A 21,335-nucleotide genomic window follows, 5' to 3' on the forward strand; every position below is an offset into this window, starting at 1 on the left:
AAGAATACTTTATTATACCAGATTTTTCAGTTGAGTGGACAAAATGAAGTTTACGGAAGTTGGGGATAACTGTTCAAGGATCAGATACAGGACAACTAGTCTCTTATATGCGAGATTTATCAAATGAAAAAGAGAAGTCAAGCATCTCACCTAAAAAAGTAATCTTCTTTACAGGGCTTCATCAGGAATTGGCTACCAAATAGCGAAACAAGAGAGCCGAAGAAGGGAAATAGTGTCATTATACTCTTTCTAAAATCTCTTCAAACCACGTCAGCTTCGCCTTACCGTAGGTATGTGACTGACTTCGTCAGTTCTATCCACAACCTCAAAGCAGTGCTTTGAGCAGCTTGCAGTTAGCTTCCTAGTTTGCTGATGATTTTCATTGAGTATTAGGACAGCCGCTTACGGATCCCTTACAGCCGACAAGAAAATCATCCTCAAACAAGGTGGCCCAGCGATTTTGGCCTTGATTTCTATTTTGCTGTTGAAATAAAATAGGTTCTCGCAATAAGACAACTCTTGTGGTTCTCATCCGCAAGAGTTTTTTAATGGGATGAAACAGGAAAAGGAAGCGATTATCCAGGTGGAGAATTGTGTTCATGTGGCATTTCGTCCTTATAGGAAGGAAGATTCTTTTTTGTTGACAATCTACCTACTAGTAGGTATAATCTTGATAACACCATTCATCAAGGAGGCAGAATATGAGACATATCATTATCGGTGCTGGGCTTAGTGGATTGTACATGGCTTATCAGTTAGAAAAGGCAGGGAAAGATTACCTAATCTTAGAAGGGAAGAATCAGGTTGGCGGACGTGCAGCAGGTCTTCAGGCGTCACAAGATTGGGATTTGGAGCTTGGAGCGACGTGGTTTTGGCCAGATTTTGATAGGCATTTGACAGACTTGATCGACGAACTTGGTCTAGAAAGCTTTGATCAACCAACTGGTGTCTACTTATATGAAGAGACCAGTGGGAAACAGAGACAATTTCACCGGCCTTACTCCGATGGCAGGAGGGTGAGGGGAGGGATGAATCAACTCATCCATGCCCTTCTTAAAAAAATCAACATCGAGCATCTCCATCTTGAGGAGCGGGTTAAGGAAATTACTTTAAAAAATGAGACAATTGAGGTAGTCACGGATAAACAGACCTGGCAAGGAGATCAGATCTTCCTTGCTCTTCCCCCACGTCTTGTGGCCACGACGATTTCCTTTAGTCCTCAACTGCCACTAGCAGTTCAGAAGAATTGGTTATCGACAGATACTTGGATGGCTCCTCATGCCAAATATATCGCCCGCTTCAGAACTCCTTTCTGGAAACAAAAAGGGTTGACCGGAAATGCCATGAGCAATTTGGGGCCATTAGCAGAAGTGCACGATATTTCGGATCCAGAGGGAAGCTTTGGAGCTTTATTTGGATTTTTTGCCATTTCATCAGAAGAACGACAAAAACGAGGAGAAGAGGAGTTGAAAAAACTGGCTAGAGCACAATTGGTCCGATTATTTGGACTTGAAACCTTGAAGAATCTAGAAGAAGATAGGATCAAAGATTGGTCACAAGATCCCTTTCTTGCGACCTCACTAGATCAGGAGATGGCTGTCACTCATCCTGAATCAGCAACCAATCAAGTGACAGGCGACTGGCAAGACAAATTAGTTGGCATTTCCAGTGAATTTGCTCCTACAATGCCAGGTTTCTTGTCAGGCGCTGTTGAAGCGGTAGAAGAAGCCTTGGCAAAGAAAAAATGAGGGTTTCCCTCATTTTTTTTGGATCGTCTTGATTTTATCTGTTAACAATTGATCAAAATGGGTTAAATCCCCTGTCGAGTTTGCAATGAGTTGCGCACCTTGTACAGTGGCAAAGAAATCCTCTGCTTGATGAGAAAAAAGATTCTCTTCTTCAAATAGACCCTGCAACCACTGGATATTCAGCTGGAAAAAGTCTTGAACAGACTGGTTGATGGACTCAGACAAGGAGTAGTGTTCTGTTGCCAGCATGGAGCAAAGACAGATTTTGCCAGATTCCAGATTTCTACGATAAAGTTTCACGAAGTCCTGCAAGTGCTGCGCAAAATCGTCCTTTTTAGCACGAATCCTCTCTAATTCTGTCACAAAGGATTGATTGTAACGATCCAGGACCTTGGCAATCAAGTCTTGTTTTTTTGGAAAGTAATAGTGAATGCTGGCCTTTTTAATCCCCATTACAGTTGCAATCTCTGCATAGGAAAAACCATTCACCCCACGTGTCTGGATGAGATCGGTTGCTAACTGGAGGATGGTTTGTTCCGTTTCACTGATTTTTTTCATCTTGGCTCCTTAAAAAACTGCTATACCTTTAGTATAGCAGTTTTTCAGACTTTCTTAAACTATTTGATGGTCAGGATACGATCGGTTTCGACTCTGGAGTTTTCAAACTGATTAATGGGATGTTGACTACGATAGCCAAGTGCAATCCCAGCCACTACGATTTCATCGTCCGATACGCCTAGATGAGAACGGATTTCATCAGGATATTTGATATTCTCGTATGCGACCATAGTATCGACGCCATGAGAGGCTGCGCTCAACATCAAGGTTTGGGCGAAACTACCACTATCATAGATGGACCAGACGGGTGCTGTTTTAGGAATCGTGATGTAGGCCATACTTGGCGTGTTCCATAGACGAGCGTTCGCTTCGCTAAACTCTGTCATTGTAGCATCTTCGTGCGCCTTGTCAAGCCAGGCTTCCATATTTGACCATGGAAGGTCTCCCCACTCTTTGATGGATTTTACGGGCAAATCCGCATACCCCTTAATGCCTTCTTGAGATTTTTTTAGATGCTCTTCTTGGATAGATTTCATGGTCTCCCCTGTTGCAATATAGACCTTCCAAGGTTGGGAATTGGCCCAAGAAGGGGCCTGTTGAGCATCACTTACGATTTCTTTTAGCAAGTCTTTATCGACTGCCTTCTCCTGAAAGTCTCGAATCGAAATACGGGACTTTGTTAATTCTTTAAACTGCATGTTCTAAACTCCTTTATTTTTTATAAGGTTATTCTACCTACTGATAGGTAGGTTGTCAAGGGAAAAGATTAATCAAATCGAAATCTGATTCATTTGAACGAAAACACTAGAGAGACATATAGCAATAGAAAACGATCTTGTCGTAAATTGTCAATGACCTGTCAGGCATTATCATTTACTTGTCAGAGATTCTCCTGTATACTAGACTTATCAAATGAAACAAAAGAGGAATACAAACATGTCAAACAAAAAAGTTATCTTGATTACTGGTGCTTCATCAGGAATTGGCTACCAAACAGCGGAACAATTGGCTAAAGAAGGCCACAGCGTCTATGGGGCTGCCCGTCGGGTGGATGCTATGGAACCGCTCAAGGCCTTTGGCGTGACCCCTGTCCGTCTCGATATTACGGATGAAGCTTCTATCAAGGAAGCTCTAGAAACCATCATCGCTAAAGAAGGGCGCATCGATGTCTTGGTCAATAACGCTGGCTACGGGTCATACGGCGCTGTCGAAGATGTAACTATCGAAGAAGCTAAAATGCAGTTTGAAGTCAATATCTTTGGACTAGCTAGCCTAACCAAGCTAGTCCTTCCTTACATGCGTAAACAAGCGTCAGGTCGCATCATCAATATCGGCTCTATGGGAGGTCGTTTGACCTCTTACTTTGGGGCTTGGTACCATGCGACCAAATACGCCCTCGAAGCCTTCTCAGATGGTCTGCGGATGGAAGTGGCAGACTTTGGTATCGATGTGGTCTTGGTAGAGCCAGGCGGTATCAAGACTGATTGGGGCTTTATCGCAGCGGACAAACTAGCCGAGTCAGCCAAGGGTGGTGCCTATGAAGCGGCCGCAACCAAGGCAGCGGAAGGCATGCGCAGCCAATACTCTGGCAACATGATGTCAGATCCTAAGGTCATCTCAAACGCCATCTCAAAAGCGGTCAACAGCCGCCGTCCTAAGACCCGTTACTTGGTCGGCATGGGCGCAAAACCCTTGGTCTTCCTGCACGCTATCCTACCAGACCGTTGGTTTGATGCCCTTATGAAACGGGCTAGCTAATAGTGACGAAAACATTCTACTAGACTAGAGCATCCCTGCTCTGGTCTTTTTTATTTGGAGAAGTCTGGAAATTGTTTGTCTATATTGGCGTAAACTGACAAGTTGATGGCGTCTACTGTCATTCACTTGCGGTATTAAAAGGACTATAATAGCTCCATAAGGTTGAGTAAGACCTAAAATAAATCAGAATATGAGGTATTCACTATGACACAAACAGCACAAGAAGCATTTGCGCAACTAGATCCCCAAGCTTGGACCAAGGTTTCCATCGAGGAACGCCTACAAATCCTAGCTGAGATTCAAGCTAATATGCGTCAGTACGGCGCAGAACTAGGCCAAGCAGAGATGGCAATGAAGAACCGTTTGACGGGAGCAGACCTTTACTCTCAAACAGATGGCATGTTACAGACCTTGGTAGCCGTAGGAAATGTCATCAATGCCAGCACCTTTATCTATCAAACCTTGGCAGAGACAGGAAAGATGCCAGAAGCCAAATCCATTCGTGATTTGGGCGATGGAACCTTTGAGGTGGAAGTCTTTCCAACAGCACCAGTGGATCAAATGACGGCTGCAACTCAGCATGGTTATTTACGTCTGGTTGGCCAACCCAAGCAAGTCAGTCCACTGGATAAAGAAGCTGGTATCATTGCCGTTTCAGGTGCGGGAAATTACAGCTCTTCTATTGAGACCATTAAGGCCATCTTCTTTGACAATAAGACAGTCATTCACAAGGCCCACCGCCTAAACGAAGCAACAGACAAGGTCTGGGAAAAGATTTTTGCGCCCCTTGTGGAACGAAAAGCTCTCTCATTTGCCGGCGTGGACTATAGCCGTGACTTGATTCAGTTAGAAGGGCTGGATGCCATCTACTTCACAGGGTCAACAGCTGTTGCTAAAAATATCATGGCCTCAACAGATACTCCCTTGGTGTCAGAATGCGGTGGGAATAACCCTGCCATCATCGTTCCTGGCGATCGTCCTTGGACTGCAGAAGAAATCAAAAACCAGGCAGAGCTCATTGTATCGATTTCTAAAGGAAATGGTGGGGCAGCCTGTGGCCGTCCGCAGACCTTCATCACGTCTAAACAGTGGGTACAACGGGAAGAATTTTTGGATGCCATTCGTCAAGCAGCCCAATCAACCTTTGCCGTTGGGACCTACTATCCTAAGAGTGCCGATGTACGGGAGGCTTTCCTAGCAGCTCACCCACAAGCAGAAATCATCAAACCAGAAGGTGGCCAATACCCCAACACAGACTTCCTCTTTATCCCTGATATGGACAAGTCTGCCTATGGTGTCACGCATGAAGCCTTCTGCCAAATCATGGGAGAAGTAGCGCTTGATGTACCAGCGACTGCCGAAGCCTTTTTACCAGCAGCCACAGCCTTTGCCAATGATGAATTGCTAGGAACTTTAGGTTGTATGATCCTGATCGATGATGAAACCCGTGCCAACCATGAAGCCTCCTTTCAAACAGCCCTTAGCGAGCTCAACTACGGTGGGATTACGGTCAACACCACTCCTCCAATGGTTTGGTTTAATGCCTACCTGACTTGGGGAGGTTGCAAAGAGACCAAAGAAAACTTTGTTTCAGGGATTGGAAACTTCGGAAATGCCCTCAACTTTGAACAGGTTGAAAAATCGATCTTGGTCGAACAATTTGCGGCTACTGGTTTCTTATACAATGACCGCCAAGCCACAGATGCCATGAACCAACAGGTGATCAACTTCACACTGGGAAATATGGAATAAGAGCCAGACTCTAATGAACACAGCAGATTTCCTGTTGTGTTTTTCCTGTGAAAGGCAGAAGGAGATTGGCGTAAACTGTCAAGTCTATGGCATGCCTTGCTATGGGATTTTCTTGAATCAAGATGTATAATGCTTACTATAAAGAAGTCAGATTGGGGAAAAATATGACAACTGCTATTTTACTGGGAGCGACGGGAGAAGTCGGAGGCGCTATCTTACAGGAACTGCTGGCTAGTCCAGCCTATTCGACCGTCTACGTCCTTGGGCGTTCTTCCATCAATCATTTGCCCCATCATCCCAAGATGATCACAATTGTTACGAATCTGGAAGACCCACAAGTGGATCCCTCTATCCTCAAGCAGGCAGATGTCTTTTTTGCCATTGGGACTGGGGTGCGGGCTGACTTTGAAAGGATTGATTACGGCTATGCGGTCGCTTTTGCCCGTCTCTGTCAAGGAAAGATCAAGAGTTTCAATCTGGTATCGGCCAATGGGGCCAACCCAAACACGTCCTACACCTACTTGAGGGTCAAGGGTCAGTTGGAGGAAAAACTGCGCAAGATGGACCTTGGACAGGTGCGATTTTACCGCCCTTCGATGTTAATCGCGCCTAAGAGGGCAAACCTCCAACTGGGAGAAGCCATTTGGATTAAGATTTTCCAAGTCATCTCACCCTTTTTACTAGGACCCCTATCCAGCTGGAAGGGCATCCGGCCTCAAGTGGTCGCAAGCGCCATGGTTTCCAATGCGATTTGCGCCAACCCAAAAACGATTTATCGCTACAAGGATATGGTGAAATAAAACAAACTGGCGTAAATTGTCAATGAACTGTCAGACATTATCATTTACTTGGCGGAAATTCTCCTGTATACTAGACTTATCACATAAAACAAAAGAGGAATACAAACATGTCAGCAAATAAAGTTATCTTAATCACCGGCGCATCATCAGGAATGGGCAAACTCTCAGCCCAAGACCTCATCAAAGCAGGTCACACGGTCTACGCCGTTGCCCGTAGCGTGGACAAGATGGCAGATTTGGAAGCCCTCGGTGGCCACATCATGAAGATGGACGTGACCAATGAAGAGGACATTGAAAAAGTGGTCGCAAAAGTCATTGAAGAAGCAGGGCGGATCGATGTCCTTTGGAACAATGCCGGTTATGGCCTTTACGGTCCTGTCGAAGACTTGTCCATGGAAAAAGTCCAACAACAGATGGAAGTCAACGTCTACGGAGTGGCTCGTTTGACCAAGAAAGTCCTGCCTTACATGCGGGCCCAAAAAGAGGGGCTCATCATTAACACCTCATCAATGGGTGGGAAAATCTATACCCCGCTTGGAGCTTGGTACCATGCCTCTAAGCATGCCATCGAGGGCTTTAGCGACTGCCTCCGTATGGAAGTCAAGGAGTTTGGGATCAAGGTGGTCGTCTTGGAACCAGGCATGATCAACACCGGCTTTAACGCTGGTGTCAGCCAAAACTTCTCTTATGAGTCCAAAAATGGTGCCTACAGCCGTTTGGTCAATGGCTACATCAAGGCTATGGAAAACAACCCAGCTCCAGGGTCAAGTCCAGAAGTCATCTCACGCACCGTTTTAAAAATCATCAATGCCCGCAATCCTAAAACCCGTTACCTAGTCGGTCGTGGCGGTAAACTCCTGGTCGGCATCCGCCGTATCTTTGGCGATAAATTCTTCGACCGGATGATGCTCATGTCCATGCGTTAAAAAGGAGAAGCCATGCGTCTCAATCTCAGCCAACAATACCTAGAAAATCTCAAGGCTCTTGGCTTGGACTTTCAGTCCATCCTCGACCTGGCCCAGTTGCCAGATACCAGCTGGAAAGAGGAGATGACCCTGTCAACTCTGGATTATTACCATCTCCTCACAGCCTTTGACAAGGTGGCTAGCGACGAGCAGATCCTTGCCATGAGCCGGATCAAGGACATCCAGATGTTCATGCCCCCTTTCTTTGCGGCTCTGTCCTCAAAAAATGGCCTAGCGGCCATTGAGCATTTCGCAAAATACAAGAAAATCACAGGGCCTATCGTAGTGACCATGGAAGTCTTCGACGACTTGGTGCGGATCAGCTACCGCTATGACTATGCAGGGCTGGACCTGCCCCGCTTTGCGGTCCTCAATGAGCAGTTGCTCCTGCTGGATCTCATCCGGACAGGCACAGGCGAAGCCATTACTCCCGTCCATGTGGGGACGCCCTTTTCCTATGAAGCGGTCAGTAGCGACACCTTTGCCTGCCATGTGGAGCAGATGGAGGGCAATGAAATCGTCTTTCGTAAAGCAGATCTCGAGAAGCCCTTTCTCACGGCCAATAATGTCATGCTGGACTACCTGGAACCCCAGCTCAAGGAGCGCTTGGCAGAGGCCATGACCAGTGAGAGCTTCACCGGCGTCGTCCAGCAGAAGCTTTATCAGATGATTCCGAGTGGCGCCTTTGGCATTGAGGACATTGCGGCCTCTCTAGGCATCAGTAGCCGGACCCTCCAGCGCAACCTGACCGCAGAAGGCACCAAGTTTAACCAAGAATTGCACAATGTCCAAAAACTCCTAGCCTTTAGCTATTTTAAACAGCCAGAAATCACCACTGATGAGGTCGCCTACCTCCTAGGCTATGCCGAAGTTTCCTCCTTTTCCCGCGCCTTTAAAAAATGGACCGGGCAGACCATTACGGAGTATCGGGAAGGGCAAGCGAAGCAAAAACTTTAAATCCAACTAAAAATGAGTACACACCAAGCAGGAAGTTTGGTGTGTTTTTGATGCAAAAAGTGTAGTTTTAAAAAAACACAAAATCAAAAATCAGTTTTTCCTTGACTAACTTCCAAAAAACTGCTAAACTATGTTTGTAAAGTAATTTTAAAAAAACACAAAGTGAGTAGGATATGAAAAAAATACAGCTAGGAGACTTGGTGACCTTTCAGGTTGGTTTTCCACAGTTTCGGGTCAAAGAAAGGCCGAATGGCCATCGCTATAAGATTTACAATCAGCTGGATTTGGAGGATGATCTGGCTGGAGTCAGTCACAAGGAGCGCGAGTCAAAGGAGCTGACAACGACAGATCCGCTGACACAGCTGAGAAATGGGGATTTGGTCTTTAGTCTCATCTCGGGTACAGCCGCCATCGTCTCAAAGGAGCACGAGGGCTATTTCTACACTCAAAACTATGTCGTCTTAGAACCCTCAAAAGAGCTAGACAAGAACTTCTTGCTCTACCTCTTAAACGAAGATAAGGCCGTTAAACGTCAGTTTCTCCTAGGGTTGCAAGGGTCGGCTGTTTTGAAATACACCGTCAAACAGTTGAGAGAACTGCAACTACCAAGGCTGGAAAGTCTGGAACGACAAAGGCTGATCGGTATGGTTTACCGTAAGCAAGAAGAGGTCAAAGCTTTAAAAATACGACAAGCTGAGAGAGAATATCTCCTACGAATGGGAGAACTAGAGGAGGTTCGCAAGGTATGAAAGAACTAGATTTTGAAAAGCAGTTAATCACTTATCTATCAACCGGACAAGTTGACGGGACGACAGATGGAAGAGAAGTGACAGATTCCTCGGTCGCCTATGTGACCAAGAAGCGTCTGTGGAAGTATGAAAAGGACATCAAGACGACAGAAGCCCTCTGGCAAAACTTTAAGGAAATCCTCGAGCAGCATAACCAAGACGTGCTCAAGAACCCTCTGTCAGTCGCAGAATTTAACCAAGTGAAGAAAATCATCTCTGATATCAAAACACCCTATCAGGCAGGTCAGTTTCTCTATGGTCTAAATGGGATTTCACAGGTAGAAGTGGATATGGATGATGGTCGCCATGTCTTTTTAACCGTTTTTGATCAGCGTAAGGTCGGGGCTGGCGATACGATTTATCAGATTGTCAATCAAATCCACCGTCCTGCTGTGATTGCTGGGAAGGAAAATCGGATTTTTGATACGACTCTTCTCATCAATGGGCTTCCTATTATCCAAATAGAAGAGAAAAAAGATACGGTAGATGTCAATGCGGCGCTTAATCAGATGCACCAATATATCGACGAACACCAGTATAGTGACATCTTCTCTACGGTGCAAATCTTGGTCGGTCTGACTCCAACGAATGTCAAGTACATGGCCAATACCACCAGCAAAGGCTTCAATACAGACTTTGCCTTTCATTGGCAACGGCAATCCGATAACACTCTGGTGAGGGATTGGAAGGAGTTTGCAGATAGCATGCTGTCTATCCCCATGGCTCATCAGATGGCCACCAACTACATGATCCTGGATGGGACTAAGAACAAGCAGATGCTCAAGGTCATGCGCCCCTATCAGGTCTATGCCACACAAAGGGTCATCGAAAAAATCAAGCAAACGGACTTTGAGCTCTCCAGCACGAAAATTGGCTATATCTGGCATACCACTGGCTCTGGAAAGACCATCACCAGCTTTAAAACAGCTTGGCTAGCTAGTCGCTTGCCAAATGTGGACAAGGTTGTCTTTGTCGTGGACCGCATCGCCCTGACCAGTCAAACCTTTGATGAGTACAGTGCCTATGATCCAGATGGTGTCGGTGAATCTGCAGGTAGTGTCCAAGATACCAAGAAGACCACTGAGCTCAATCGTCGTCTCAAGAGCAAGGACAATGGCATCATCGTCACCTCTGTCCAAAAGCTCAATACCCTGATCAATCGCAAGAGTTTTAAGGCACCTGACAAACGCATTGTCTTTATCGTGGATGAGGCTCACCGCTCGACAGGTGGACTCTCCTTTGCGGCTATTCAAAAAGCCTTTCCGCAGTCAGCCTGGGTCGGCTATACGGGGACACCGATGTTTGATGAGACGACCAAGGGTCTAAGAACGGAAGATATCTTTGGTCCCTTGCTCCATGCCTATACAATCCGTGAGGCCATCGCAGACCGCAATGTCTTGGGCTTTAAGGTGGACTTTGAAACCACTATCGATGAAGCCGATATGAAAGAGCGCTACCTACCAGCCTTTTATCGGGAACGCTACCCTAAATGGACAGAGGAGCAAATCCAAGAAAAAATCGCCCACCTCTCGCAAGAAGACATGGACGACGCGATCGAGCCTAGTTTTTATGATGAAAATCCTGACCATGTCAAACTTGTTGTGGCGGATATTTTCAAGCATTGGCGCAATCGTTCTAAGGACGGGCTCTACAATGCCATGCTGACAACACACGTGGGAGGTGGAAAAGCCAGCACCCCGATGGCTATGATGTACTTCCGAGAGTTTGAACGGGTCAATGATGAAAGACGGGCAGCAGGTCAGCCAACCCTAAAGGTAGCCGTCACCTTTAGCAAAAATACCACCAATAATGATAGTATGCTGGAAAGCAACCAAGGTCTCCATGAAGCTATGACAGTCTACAATCAGCTTTTTGGAACGAAGTTTGAGATGGATAATGTCGCTGGCTATACAGAGGATGTCACCTCTCGCCTAGCAAGGACGGCCCATGATGGTCAGTATCTGGATCTGGTCATCGTGATTGATCAACTCTTGACAGGTTTTAATGCGCCAGAGCTCAACACTCTCTATGTCGACCGCACGCTCAAGGATGCTAGTCTCATCCAAGCCTACTCTCGCACTAACCGTGTGGCGGATATGAATGAAAAACCTTGGGGGCGCATCGTCAACTACCGCTGGCCAGCCCACAATGAAAGATTGATGAATCAAGCTCTCTCTATCTATGCCAATAAAGACTCGGCCAAGCTGAGCGACGAAGAGCGCAAGGCCGGCAATACCAAGGATGGCATCACTGCGCCAGAGTTTCAAGACCTGCTCACTCAAGTCAAGGAAACCGTCACTCAGCTCTCTGACATGACACAAGTCTTTAACCAACTCCCACCGTCTGAAAAGAAAAAAGAAGACATGCTGGGCTTGCTTAGAGACTATAATACAGGCATGTCCAAGCTCATGCAGTACACCCCAAGCGAGGAAGAAGGGGGCGATGTAGGCTTTGACTACGATGATCCCGATATTCTCCTAAAAAAACTAGGGATGACACCTGAGCAGGAAGTCATGCTGACGACAGTCTTGACCAATGAGCTAAAAAACCACCTAGCCAAGGAAAAGAAAATCCCTATCTGGCAGGTGGAGTTACGCATGACCCATGTCAAGGATGTGGAAGTCAACTATGACTACCTGACAGAGCTCATCGAGCAGCTTCTCAACCAAGTCCACGAAGGTAAAAAGGAAGCAGCCAAGGAAACCAAGGAAGAAATCCAGAAGTTTGCCAATAGCTTGGAAGACCGCACCTATGCAGAAAAAATCGTCACTGCAGCCCAAGCGATCTACCAAGGGCACTACCCGACAGCAGATAGTAACTTTACCTATCCAGCTCATCTCAGCGAAAGCCAAACAATCATCCAAGAAGCCAATGCCGTCAGCCTCAATCGTGTCTTTCTCGACTTCCGCAACCAGTGGGGCATCACGGACATTGTGACCAACCAAGGCTTGCGCAGCCTCTTTGCCAGCCACCGCTATGAGCAAAAGGATATGGATGATAGCGGTCAACTCCGTGACATCATCGCCCAAGCCAGCCTGACCTACCAAGAAATGGCTATGGATAGCAAGGTCCAAGCCCTTAGCCGGATCAAATACCGCAACGGCCTCAGAGAAGCGATCTACCGACTGGCTGACCAGATGGTGGAGCGGTTGTGAGGCAAACGAGGGCAAGAAAAAAAGACAACCCCAGGGTCATAGGAATTCTAAGCAGTTGCCTACTCCCATTCGGGAACCCAGAGCGAATCCTTCACAAGTTATCTGTCATCCTAGTTTATACTAGAGGAAGAAAAAGTGCAAGTGATAAGAGAAAATCGTTGCCTTTTCGTATTTTGTGAAGCGAATGATGGTACAATAGTTTTAATAGATAGTCGGGGGTGTAGCGGTGGGAAAGGATGCCAAAGGCAATATCGAAAGCCACAGACGCTTTAAACGACATTTTGTGACGAGATAGAAAATGAAAAAAGTGGATAAATACGAAAAAACAGATTTCTGCCTTTTTCCAAGAAATGAAAAGAAAAAGGTGTAGGTTTGGGGAAAGGAGTTTACATGAAAAATGTACCAAAATTAAGATTTCCGGAGTTTAAAGATACCGAACCTTGGGAACAGCGTAGGTTGGGGGAAGTGGCGGATTTTTCTGTCAAGACAAATTCTCTTTCGCGTGAAAAACTAGTTATTGTTGAGGGAGATGTAAAAAACATACATTATGGAGATATTCTAGTTAAATACAATAATGTGTTAGATTATGAAAGCTCGGATATTCCGTTTATAGCTGAGAGTGAACCAGGGGTAAAACCAGAAATGTTTTTACAAGATGGTGATATTGTTTTCGCAGATGCTGCTGAAGACTATTCTGTTGGAAAATGTATTGAATTAACTAACATTTCGGGAAATATTGTTTCCGGTCTACATACGATTGTTGCTAGACCTCGTATTAATTTTGCTTCGTATTTTATGGGGTATTACCTTAATTCAGATATATATAGAAAACAGGTATTACCAATGATACAAGGTGCTAAAGTTTCATCTATTAGCAAACGCAATCTTTCTATAACTGAAATCTCTTTCCCCACCCTCCCCGAGCAGGAACGGATTGGCGCATTCTTCCAAACCCTAGACGCGACCATCGCTAGTCATCAGCGTAAGTTGGAACATTTGAAAATGCGTAAGAAAGGCCTCTTACAGAAAATGTTTCCAAAAAATGGTGAAAGTTTTCCGGAAATTCGTTTTCCTGAATTTACGGACGCTTGGGAACAGCGTAGGTGGGTTGATACAGTGAATATTTCAACTGAAATGATTGATCCGACTTTGAGCGAATACGCAGAGATGCCACATATTGCTCCAGGAAACTTGGAGTCGTTTACCGGCCGTATTTTGAATAATGTAAAAACTGTGGAAGAGGAACAACTCATTAGTGGGAAATTTAGATTTAGACCTGATGATGTTGTATATGGGAAGATAAATCCTCAACTAGGAAAATATTTTTATGCTACCTTAGATGGTCTTACTAGTGCCGATGCCTATGTTTTTCGAGGGAAAAATGGATTGAAGCAAAAATTTTTGTTTTCATTGATACAGACAAATGAATTTTTTAAATATTCGGTATCTGTTTCAAAGCGTTCAGGTATGCCCAAAATTAATAGGGAGGAGTTAAATGCCTTCTCATTTCTTGCTCCAATAGAAAAGGAGCAGGAACGGATCGGCGCATTCTTTCAAACCCTAGACGCGACCATCGCTAGTCATCAGCGTAAGCTGGAACATTTGAAAACACTGAAAAAAGGGCTTTTGCAACAGCTTTTCCCTTAAGATGAGCTTCATTTTTGAAAAGACAGCTAAAAACAAGGAGGTATACATGACGAGTAAAACACAGGAAATCACAGACAAGATCTGGGCTATGGCCAATGAATTGCGGGGCAATATGGAGGCCAATGAGTACAAAAACTATATCCTAGCCTTCATCTTTTACCGCTATTTGTCCGAGCATCAGGAGAAGTACTTGGTGAGCAATCAGGTCATCGATGTGCCAGAGGGGATGACGGTCAACCAAGCCTACAAGGAGCAGGCTTCTGGTGAGGATTTGGAGGAGTATCTAGAGGATATTTCTCTGACCTTGGGCTATGCCATTGAGCCAGAGGACACTTGGGAGTCCTTGCGGGAGAAGATCGCAGATAGTCAGGTCATGCCCAGTGATTATCAGACCATTTTTGAGCATTTTAACCGCAATGTGGAGCGTAACCGTGAGGCTTCCAAGGACTTTAGTGGCGTTTTTAACGACATCAACCTTGGGGATTCACGCTTGGGAGCGTCTACGACAGCTCGTGCCAAGTCTCTAGGTGCCATTGTCAAGCTCATCGATGGGATCGACTACAAGAGTGAGGATGGTAGAGACATCCTAGGAGAGATTTACGAGTATCTAATTGGGAAATTTGCTGCCTCAGCAGGGAAAAAAGGGGGCGAGTTTTACACGCCCCATGAGGTCAGCCAGATCTTGGCCAAGCTGGTGACGCTAGATGTCACTGAAGACCTGGATACAGCCTTTAGCGTCTACGACCCGACCATGGGGTCTGGCTCACTCCTTTTGACTGTGGGAAATGAACTCCCCCAAGGCAAAAAAGCAGGTGCCATCAAGTACTTTGGTCAGGAGTTAGGGACGACCACCTACAACTTGGCTCGGATGAACCTCATGATGCACGATGTGACCTATACCAATATGACTCTTAGAAATGCGGATACCCTAGAGAGTGACTGGCCAGATGGACCTGATGAGAAAGGGATTGACCACCCTCGTTCCTTTGATGCTGTGGTGGCCAACCCTCCCTACTCAGCCAAGTGGGACAATGCGGACTCCAAGCTCAAAGACCCCCGCTTTTCAGACTATGGTAAGCTAGCCCCTGCCTCAAAAGCAGACTATGCCTTTATCCTACACAGCCTTTACCATCTCAATAACACGGGAACCATGGCTATCGTCCTCCCCCATGGCGTTCTCTTTCGTGGTGCAGCAGAGGGCAAGATTCGCCAAGTCTTGATCGAGAAAAACTACCTAGATGCTGTTATCGGCCTACCAGCCAACCTTTTTTACGGCACTAGCATACCAACCACTATCTTAGTCTTTAAGAAAAATCGCAAGACCAAAGACGTTTTCTTTATCGATGCTTCCAAAGACTACAGCAAAGGCAAAAACCAAAATAGCCTAACCGAGGCGCATATCGAAAAGATTGTCGCAACCTATAAAGCTCGTCAAGATGTGGACAAGTATGCCCACTTAGCGAGTCTGGAAGAGATACAGGAAAACGACTACAACCTCAATATCCCTCGCTATGTGGATACCTTTGAGGAGGAAGAACCGATTGACCTTGATGAAATCAAGCAACTCCTAGCCCAAGACGACCAAGAAATCGCCAAACTCGAAGCCGAAATCGCTACCCTTTTGAAAGAACTGGGAGTTTGAAGGAGCGAAAGATGACTACACAAAGGCAAGACTATATGCGATTGATTAAGAAAACATAAGTGTCTCTAAGTGAAGGAACTGAATGACGTTATAACAAAAATCACAATCTGGCAACAACTTAAGTTCCAAATACAGATTGTGATTTTTATTATTTTAGATTCTTGAACTGATGGATACACTGAATCTTGGGAGAGAAAAGCTCCAGTGGAGTTTTTCTGCCTTTTTCCAAGAAATGAAAAGAAAAAGGTGTAGGTTGGGGGAGTATACTATGCTTAAGATACCAGATTACAGGTTTGACGGTTTTACCGACTCTTGGGAGAGAAAAGCTCCAGTGGAGGTTTTCTGCCTTTTCCAATAAATGGAAAGGAAAAGGGCGTAAGTTGGGGTGAGCAAGATTGGAAAAACAAAACATCGCTTTCCAGATTTTACAGATGCCGACGCTTGGGAACAGCGTAGGTTGGGGGAAGTGGCGGAATTACTGAATGGCAGAGCTTATAAGCAGGAGGAATTACTTAATAATGGTAAATATAGAGTGTTGCGAGTAGGGAATTTTAATACTAATGATAGATGGTATTATTCGGATTTAGAACTCGAAGAATCAAAATATGCAGATAAAGGAGACTTGCTATATCTTTGGGCGACTAATTTTGGTCCTGAGTTATGGAGTGAGGAAAGAGTTATTTACCATTATCATATTTGGAAAATTACCGGATATTCTAAAAATATAAATAAGAACTATTTATATACATGTCTTGAAAAAGATAAAGATAGAATAAAACAGAATACAAATGGTTCCACTATGGTTCATATAACCAAAGGAATGATGGAAGAGAGGAATATTCAATTCCCCTCCCTCCCCGAGCAGGAACGGATCGGCGCATTCTTCCAAACCCTAGACGCGACCATCGCTAGTCATCAGCGTAAGTTTCTCAACTAACTAACGACCTAGGCTAGATAGGGCGCGCATGACGATATCAATGTCTTTGTTTTCCAATTCGGCGATGATATGAAGATAGGTCTTTTGTGTGGTCGTCATACTGGAGTGGCCCAGTCGCCTAGCGACACTGGCGATAGAAGCTCCTGCAAAAAGCAGGATAGAAGCATGAGTATGGCGCAGACCGTGGAGACTAATCACAGGGATATGGACATGCTGGCAATGGCGCTCAAGACGCTTATTTGGTGTTGAATTCCAGATAGGGCCGTGAACGAAGATGGGTTGATCTTCGGGTAAATCTTTGACGAGTTCACTAAATTGGATGACCGTTTGCCAGTCAATCGGAACCTTTCGAATAGATGACATATTTTTGGTCGGTAGAAAGCCCGTGTTTCGTTTGTAGTCCCAAGTTTTGGTGACACTCAAGGTCTGGTGGTTAAAGTCAAAATCCAGCGGTGTCAGTGCCAGGGCTTCCGAAAAGCGAAGACCAGTCTTTGCGATGAGGAGAATCATCCAATCCCAGTCGGGACTTGCCCCCAGCTCTAAGTCCTCCAGTAATTTATGAAGTTCGTACTGATTGAGGAATTTTTGTTTTTTAGGTCGAGGGGCTCGGCCTTTTATAATGGCTTTGCGTGTAGGATCCTTTGCCACCCAACCCTCGTCTACACAGTCTAAAATCGCAGCCTTGAGTTGATGGTGAAAATCAAGCGTTGTTTGTCTTTCATGATAGTCAGCATAGTCATTCAGCAATTTCTGATAAGTGGTGCGACTAATCTCTTCTATTTTTAGCTTGGGGGCTAAGCGTCTGACCCACTGCAAGCTCATCTGATATTTTTGCAAAGTGACTCTTTGGACGGCCCCCTTCTTATAGGTTTCAATCCAATCCGCGTAAAACTGGTGAAATAACGAATGACTATGAAATGGTGCGGTAGACATATCCTTGTCCTCCTCTATAAAAGTTGTATTGTGGTTTGATATTCAAACTCACTCTTATTTTACACTTCTAATTCAGAAACATAGAGAGAAGTGAAGTTTTAAGCACCTACATTCCACGCAGGGATTGTTGGTGTTTTTTTATTCAAAAGGTGACAGGGCCTTCTTTTTGTTATAGGTTCGTTCTTGCTTGTAGGATTCTCGCCTTAAGGAGAAGGTGACGTTCTTCCTTGCTACGGGTGTAAATCAGGTCGTAGGTCCCCAGATTCTTTTTGACCTGGTCTAAAAAGAAGACAGCGTCAGCTTTTCTTTTCTCAAACAGGCTCGGTACGGCAAAATACTCGGTCTGGTCACTGACTTTTTTACGGGCCTTGAGGAGGTAGCGTTGGTTGACAATGGGTGCGAAAGACTCGGCTAGGGATTGAGTGAAGATTTCTTTCTCTCACATGCTGCCCCCTTTTAGGTAAACGGCATTAAAGAGAGCATCCTTTCCTTCAGGAACCACCCTGACAAGAGTTTCCTGGGTCTCGATGTGCCCGGCCTCAAGAAGAGCTCGGTGTAAGGCTTGACCAAAGAGTTCTAATCGCTTGTAATACTCTTTCTAAAATCTCTTCAAACCACGTCAGCTTCGCCTTACCGTAGGTATGGTTACTGACTTCATCAGTTCTATCTACCACCTCAAAGCAGTGTTTTGAGCAACCTGCGGCTAGCTTCCTAGTTTGCTGATGAATTTCATTGAGTATAAGGACTCTTGTAGAGAAAATAGCGTCCCCAAGCTAGCACCATAGAAAGGAAGTCGAACAAAGAAGGGACCCTTTGGGAGAAGTAGGGGGCAATTTATTTTAAAATAGGCTTGTATTTTTTAGTTTAATCTGCTATACTAGTTTCATCAAGTTGTGACGAAAGTGAAAAATGGCAAAAATTAGAGATTTAAAAGAAGACAACATTCAGCGGGTAAGAGCCTGCTTTTATCAAGGTGGCAACTGGACCAAGACAGACTTAGCCCAGCAAACTGGGATTTCCCTAGCGGGGACCACCAATATTTTACAAACCTTAGAAGCTAGTGGCGAGATTCGTTTTGTCGGCAATGCCAGCTCAACGGGGGGTAGAAAGTCCAAACTCTATCAGTTACATGCGGACTTTGCCCATATCGGGACGGTCCTGCTCAGTCACCCCTTAGACCAGTACCAGATAGCGACACAGGCCTTTAATCTTGCTGGGGAGACCGTGTTTGAAGATCTTGTCACCAGTAAAACAGGGAGTCTAGCAGAAATCTGTGAGGCTGTAAGCGTTTTGCTGGGAAACGCCCCCTTGATGCAAGTCTTGGTACTCAGCTTTCCGGGCATCATCGGCACGCATGGGGAAATCCTATCTTCGGATTTTGCGCATTTAGAGAAGAGCCAACTGCTGACAAGCCTGTCAGCCTTGACAGACCTTCCGATTTTGATTGAAAACGATGTGAACTGTGCGGTACTCGCTTATCAAAAAGAGCATCCAGACCATGACAATCTAGCCCTTCTCTACCAGCCAGATAGCGACTTTGCTGGGGCTGGGCTACTTGTTGACGGGCGCTTGCACCGAGGCAAACAGGGCTTCGCTGGGGAGGTCGGCTACCTCAGTAAAGAGGGGAAAGCAACAACAGAAGAACTTCTTCTGCAAATCACAGCCCTCACAGCGGTCTTGGCTCCGGATGCTATCGCCTACTACTGCCCGTCACTCGAAAAGGATATCAACATGACAGACACAGGCATTCCACAAGATTTTCAGCCACGATTGGAACGACTAACGGAACTAGACACTCTGGTCTTGCAAGGGGGACAAGAGCTAGGGCGCTTGCACCTCTTGGAAAAACAGAGACCAACATCAGCCAACCCCTGTTAACATTAAGGAGAACCACTATGAAAAAACGCATTTTAAATAAGGATTTAGCAACCCTAGTGGCTGGACTTCGCCATGGCGAGATGATTTTTATCGCTGATGCAGGCAGTGGCACCTCAGCCAAGGCCCTGCATCCCCTAGACCCCTCTGTCCAATACATCGACCTAGAGGCCGTTACGGGCTGCCCTTCCATGCAAGCCATCGTGGATGTTCTCATCGAGGTGGGGGATTTCGAAGGCGCCATGGTGACCGAGGAGATGCTGACCCTCAACCAAGCAGACTATCAGTTTTTAGTGGCAAAGCTAGGGCAAGAAAACATCCAGACCATGCCTTATATCCCGGATTACTATGAGATGCGAGACCGCTGTAAAGCCGTCGTGCAAACTGGCGATTATGGGGTGCATGCCCAATGCATCTTGATTGCCGGCTACCCCAGCGCAGACATTCCCCTAGACTGGCTAAAGTATGGGATTACACGACAAGGCCTTAAAGAAGCGCAAAAGGAGAAGAATCATGACTGAAAAAGAAAAAATGCTGGCTCAGCAACTTTATGATGCCAATTATGACAAAGAAATCCTAGAAGAGCGAACAAGGGCCAAAGACCTCTGCTACGACTACAACCACTTGCGCCCCTCAGATGAGGTAGGGCAACACAAAGTTATCCAAAAATTACTAGGCAAAACCAAGGAAAATTGTTGCATTGTTGCGCCCTTTTGGTGTGACTATGGTTACAATATCGAGATTGGGGAGAATTTCTTTGCCAATCACAATACCGTCATCCTAGACGGGGCCAAGGTGACCTTTGGTGACAATGTCTTTATCGCCCCCAACTGTGGCTTTCATACCGCAGGTCACCCGATTGATGCCGACAGGCGAAATCAGGGCTTAGAATACGCCTACCCCATCACCGTAGGAGATAATGTTTGGATTGGAGCTGGGGTGCAGGTCATGCCAGGTGTCACCATCGGAAACAATGTGGTTATCGGAGGTGGCAGCATCGTCGTCAAGGACATCCCAGACAACAGCGTCGCCGTCGGTAATCCTTGTAAGGTTATCCGTGCCATCACAGACGACGATAAAAAAACGTCTTGGGATAGATGATTCCCTTAACCAGCAAACCTTACACAAGATTTTCACCTTCTAAAGGAGACTTTTTATGGATATCAAAGTTATCGCCACCGACATGGATGGCACCTTCCTCAACAACCAGATGGACTACGACAGAGCCCAATTTGCCCAATTGTTTGACAAAATGCAGGCAAAGGGCATTCGTTTTGTCGCCATCAGTGGCAACCAATATTACCAAATCGAGAGTTATTTCGAAGATTACAAAAAGGACATCACCATCGTGGGAGAAAACGGTGCCTACTTCGTAGAGAACGGCCACTTTCTCAAGAGCTATACCTTGCCTAAGGAAGTGGTCAGAAGCGTTTTAGACTATTTGGAGGAAAACCACTTGGACCACGAATTAGTTTTGTGCGGTGAAAAAACGGCTTATATGCATGCTAAATCGGCGCCCGAGGCCATTGCCTTTTTCAAAAAATACTATACCAAACTCCAACTGGTCGATTCTTTCGCTGTCCTGCCTGATGACCAATTTTTGAAATTTTCCTTCAACACCCCAGAAGAGGTCACCTATCAAATTATTGATGACCTCAAGGCACTCTTGGGGGATGTGATTGATGCGACCACCAGCGGTCACGGCAACATTGACATCATCGGAAAAGGCAAAAATAAGGGGGCAGCCCTGCAGGAACTCTTGGACAGGTGGCAGCTATCTAGCGACAATCTTTTGGCCTTCGGGGATGGTGGTAATGACC

At 45.7% G+C, this 21,335-nt stretch carries 18 protein-coding genes and 2 pseudogenes; 16 read left to right on the top strand and 4 right to left on the bottom strand.

All coding sequences use genetic code 11. From position 1 onward, the window contains the following. Nucleotides 1-388 precede the first annotated feature (388 nt). Both STRDD10_RS10945 and STRDD10_RS08115 read left to right on the top strand, forming a co-directional pair. Nucleotides 389-493, top strand: a pseudogene (locus STRDD10_RS10945) (DUF1304 family protein); the annotation flags it as partial. 208 nt (nt 494-701) lie between these two features. After that, nucleotides 702-1,748 (top strand): flavin monoamine oxidase family protein, encoded by a 1,047-nt coding sequence (locus tag STRDD10_RS08115; protein WP_067194880.1) that lies wholly within the window; start codon nt 702-704, stop codon nt 1,746-1,748. Between the two features lie 9 nt (nt 1,749-1,757). On the opposite strand, the gene STRDD10_RS08120 is transcribed toward STRDD10_RS08115, so the two are convergent. Both STRDD10_RS08120 and STRDD10_RS08125 read right to left on the bottom strand, forming a co-directional pair. Further along, the gene (locus STRDD10_RS08120) at nt 1,758-2,306 is read right to left on the bottom strand and encodes a TetR/AcrR family transcriptional regulator (protein WP_067194883.1); all 549 of its coding nucleotides are present in this window, start codon (nt 2,304-2,306) and stop codon (nt 1,758-1,760) included. Between the two features lie 59 nt (nt 2,307-2,365). Then, the gene (locus STRDD10_RS08125; protein ID WP_067194885.1) at nt 2,366-3,004 is read right to left on the bottom strand and encodes a nitroreductase; all 639 of its coding nucleotides are present in this window, start codon (nt 3,002-3,004) and stop codon (nt 2,366-2,368) included. A 238-nt stretch (nt 3,005-3,242) separates the two neighbouring features. Here STRDD10_RS08125 and STRDD10_RS08130 point away from each other — a divergent pair, with 238 nt between their 5' ends. From STRDD10_RS08130 to STRDD10_RS08175, 10 genes are all read left to right on the top strand, one after another. Then, nucleotides 3,243-4,064, top strand: a complete 822-nt coding sequence (locus STRDD10_RS08130; RefSeq protein WP_067194894.1) for an oxidoreductase — start codon at nt 3,243-3,245, stop codon at nt 4,062-4,064. 204 nt (nt 4,065-4,268) lie between these two features. Continuing rightward, nucleotides 4,269-5,816, top strand: a complete 1,548-nt coding sequence (locus STRDD10_RS08135; protein ID WP_067194897.1) for an aldehyde dehydrogenase family protein — start codon at nt 4,269-4,271, stop codon at nt 5,814-5,816. A 164-nt stretch (nt 5,817-5,980) separates the two neighbouring features. Further along, entirely contained in the window at nt 5,981-6,616 is a 636-nt protein-coding gene (locus tag STRDD10_RS08140; RefSeq protein ID WP_067194993.1) for a Rossmann-fold NAD(P)-binding domain-containing protein, read from the top strand. Between the two features lie 107 nt (nt 6,617-6,723). After that, nucleotides 6,724-7,542, top strand: a complete 819-nt coding sequence (locus STRDD10_RS08145) for an oxidoreductase (RefSeq protein WP_067194900.1) — start codon at nt 6,724-6,726, stop codon at nt 7,540-7,542. 12 nt (nt 7,543-7,554) lie between these two features. Beyond that, nucleotides 7,555-8,538, top strand: coding sequence for a helix-turn-helix domain-containing protein (locus STRDD10_RS08150; protein ID WP_067194902.1), 984 nt, complete (start codon nt 7,555-7,557; stop codon nt 8,536-8,538). Nucleotides 8,539-8,711: 173 nt separating this feature from the next. After that, nucleotides 8,712-9,287, top strand: coding sequence for a restriction endonuclease subunit S (locus STRDD10_RS08155; RefSeq protein WP_082782078.1), 576 nt, complete (start codon nt 8,712-8,714; stop codon nt 9,285-9,287). Next, nucleotides 9,284-12,481, top strand: coding sequence for a type I restriction endonuclease subunit R (locus STRDD10_RS08160; RefSeq protein ID WP_067194904.1), 3,198 nt, complete (start codon nt 9,284-9,286; stop codon nt 12,479-12,481). Before STRDD10_RS08155 ends, STRDD10_RS08160 begins: the two co-directional genes overlap by 4 nt. A gap of 390 nt (nt 12,482-12,871) precedes the next feature. After that, entirely contained in the window at nt 12,872-14,128 is a 1,257-nt protein-coding gene (locus STRDD10_RS10595) for a restriction endonuclease subunit S (RefSeq protein WP_082782079.1), read from the top strand. 46 nt (nt 14,129-14,174) lie between these two features. Further along, nucleotides 14,175-15,770 (top strand): type I restriction-modification system subunit M, encoded by a 1,596-nt coding sequence (locus STRDD10_RS08170; RefSeq protein WP_061865824.1) that lies wholly within the window; start codon nt 14,175-14,177, stop codon nt 15,768-15,770. A 385-nt stretch (nt 15,771-16,155) separates the two neighbouring features. After that, nucleotides 16,156-16,707 carry a restriction endonuclease subunit S gene (locus STRDD10_RS08175; protein WP_156468636.1) on the top strand — a complete coding sequence of 184 codons (552 nt, stop codon included), beginning with the start codon at nt 16,156-16,158 and terminating at the stop codon, nt 16,705-16,707. Here the strand turns inward: STRDD10_RS08175 and STRDD10_RS08180 are convergent, their stop codons facing one another. Both STRDD10_RS08180 and STRDD10_RS11635 read right to left on the bottom strand, forming a co-directional pair. Further along, on the bottom strand, nt 16,708-17,640 hold the full coding sequence (locus STRDD10_RS08180; RefSeq protein WP_061415856.1) for a site-specific integrase: 933 nt from the start codon (nt 17,638-17,640) through the stop codon (nt 16,708-16,710). A 138-nt stretch (nt 17,641-17,778) separates the two neighbouring features. Further along, a pseudogene (locus STRDD10_RS11635) lies at nt 17,779-18,238 on the bottom strand (DEAD/DEAH box helicase family protein); the annotation flags it as partial. Between the two features lie 311 nt (nt 18,239-18,549). On the opposite strand from STRDD10_RS11635, the gene STRDD10_RS08185 reads away from it, so the two are divergent. The 4 genes from STRDD10_RS08185 to STRDD10_RS08200 form a co-directional block, all read left to right on the top strand. Continuing rightward, nucleotides 18,550-19,518: an ROK family protein gene (locus STRDD10_RS08185; protein WP_067194906.1), complete on the top strand. Its 969-nt coding sequence runs from the start codon at nt 18,550-18,552 to the stop codon at nt 19,516-19,518. 17 nt (nt 19,519-19,535) lie between these two features. Next, nucleotides 19,536-20,036 carry an RbsD/FucU domain-containing protein gene (locus STRDD10_RS08190; protein WP_067194908.1) on the top strand — a complete coding sequence of 167 codons (501 nt, stop codon included), beginning with the start codon at nt 19,536-19,538 and terminating at the stop codon, nt 20,034-20,036. Continuing rightward, nucleotides 20,026-20,616 (top strand): sugar O-acetyltransferase, encoded by a 591-nt coding sequence (locus STRDD10_RS08195; protein WP_197458323.1) that lies wholly within the window; start codon nt 20,026-20,028, stop codon nt 20,614-20,616. Before STRDD10_RS08190 ends, STRDD10_RS08195 begins: the two co-directional genes overlap by 11 nt. A 55-nt stretch (nt 20,617-20,671) precedes the next feature. Then, nucleotides 20,672-21,335 (top strand): HAD-IIB family hydrolase (locus tag STRDD10_RS08200; RefSeq protein WP_231853397.1); only part of this gene is annotated, 664 nt, incomplete at its 3' end.

Source organism: Streptococcus sp. DD10 (assembly GCF_001578805.1).
In the GTDB taxonomy this organism is placed as follows: Bacteria; Bacillota; Bacilli; order Lactobacillales; family Streptococcaceae; genus Streptococcus.

Bases quoted from the DNA above. Each gene is read 5' to 3' on its own strand.
- STRDD10_RS08130 (WP_067194894.1), top strand. From the start codon at position 3,243: ATGTCAAACAAAAAAGTTATCTTGATTACTGGTGCTTCATCAGGAATT.
- STRDD10_RS08180 (WP_061415856.1), bottom strand. From the start codon at position 17,640: ATGTCTACCGCACCATTTCATAGTCATTCGTTATTTCACCAGTTTTAC.
- STRDD10_RS08185 (WP_067194906.1), top strand. From the start codon at position 18,550: ATGGCAAAAATTAGAGATTTAAAAGAAGACAACATTCAGCGGGTAAGA.
- STRDD10_RS08190 (WP_067194908.1), top strand. From the start codon at position 19,536: ATGAAAAAACGCATTTTAAATAAGGATTTAGCAACCCTAGTGGCTGGA.
- STRDD10_RS08115 (WP_067194880.1), top strand. From the start codon at position 702: ATGAGACATATCATTATCGGTGCTGGGCTTAGTGGATTGTACATGGCT.
- STRDD10_RS08140 (WP_067194993.1), top strand. From the start codon at position 5,981: ATGACAACTGCTATTTTACTGGGAGCGACGGGAGAAGTCGGAGGCGCT.
- STRDD10_RS08135 (WP_067194897.1), top strand. From the start codon at position 4,269: ATGACACAAACAGCACAAGAAGCATTTGCGCAACTAGATCCCCAAGCT.
- STRDD10_RS08145 (WP_067194900.1), top strand. From the start codon at position 6,724: ATGTCAGCAAATAAAGTTATCTTAATCACCGGCGCATCATCAGGAATG.
- STRDD10_RS10595 (WP_082782079.1), top strand. From the start codon at position 12,872: ATGAAAAATGTACCAAAATTAAGATTTCCGGAGTTTAAAGATACCGAA.
- STRDD10_RS08160 (WP_067194904.1), top strand. From the start codon at position 9,284: ATGAAAGAACTAGATTTTGAAAAGCAGTTAATCACTTATCTATCAACC.
- STRDD10_RS08170 (WP_061865824.1), top strand. From the start codon at position 14,175: ATGACGAGTAAAACACAGGAAATCACAGACAAGATCTGGGCTATGGCC.
- STRDD10_RS08150 (WP_067194902.1), top strand. From the start codon at position 7,555: ATGCGTCTCAATCTCAGCCAACAATACCTAGAAAATCTCAAGGCTCTT.
- STRDD10_RS08155 (WP_082782078.1), top strand. From the start codon at position 8,712: ATGAAAAAAATACAGCTAGGAGACTTGGTGACCTTTCAGGTTGGTTTT.
- STRDD10_RS08125 (WP_067194885.1), bottom strand. From the start codon at position 3,004: ATGCAGTTTAAAGAATTAACAAAGTCCCGTATTTCGATTCGAGACTTT.
- STRDD10_RS08120 (WP_067194883.1), bottom strand. From the start codon at position 2,306: ATGAAAAAAATCAGTGAAACGGAACAAACCATCCTCCAGTTAGCAACC.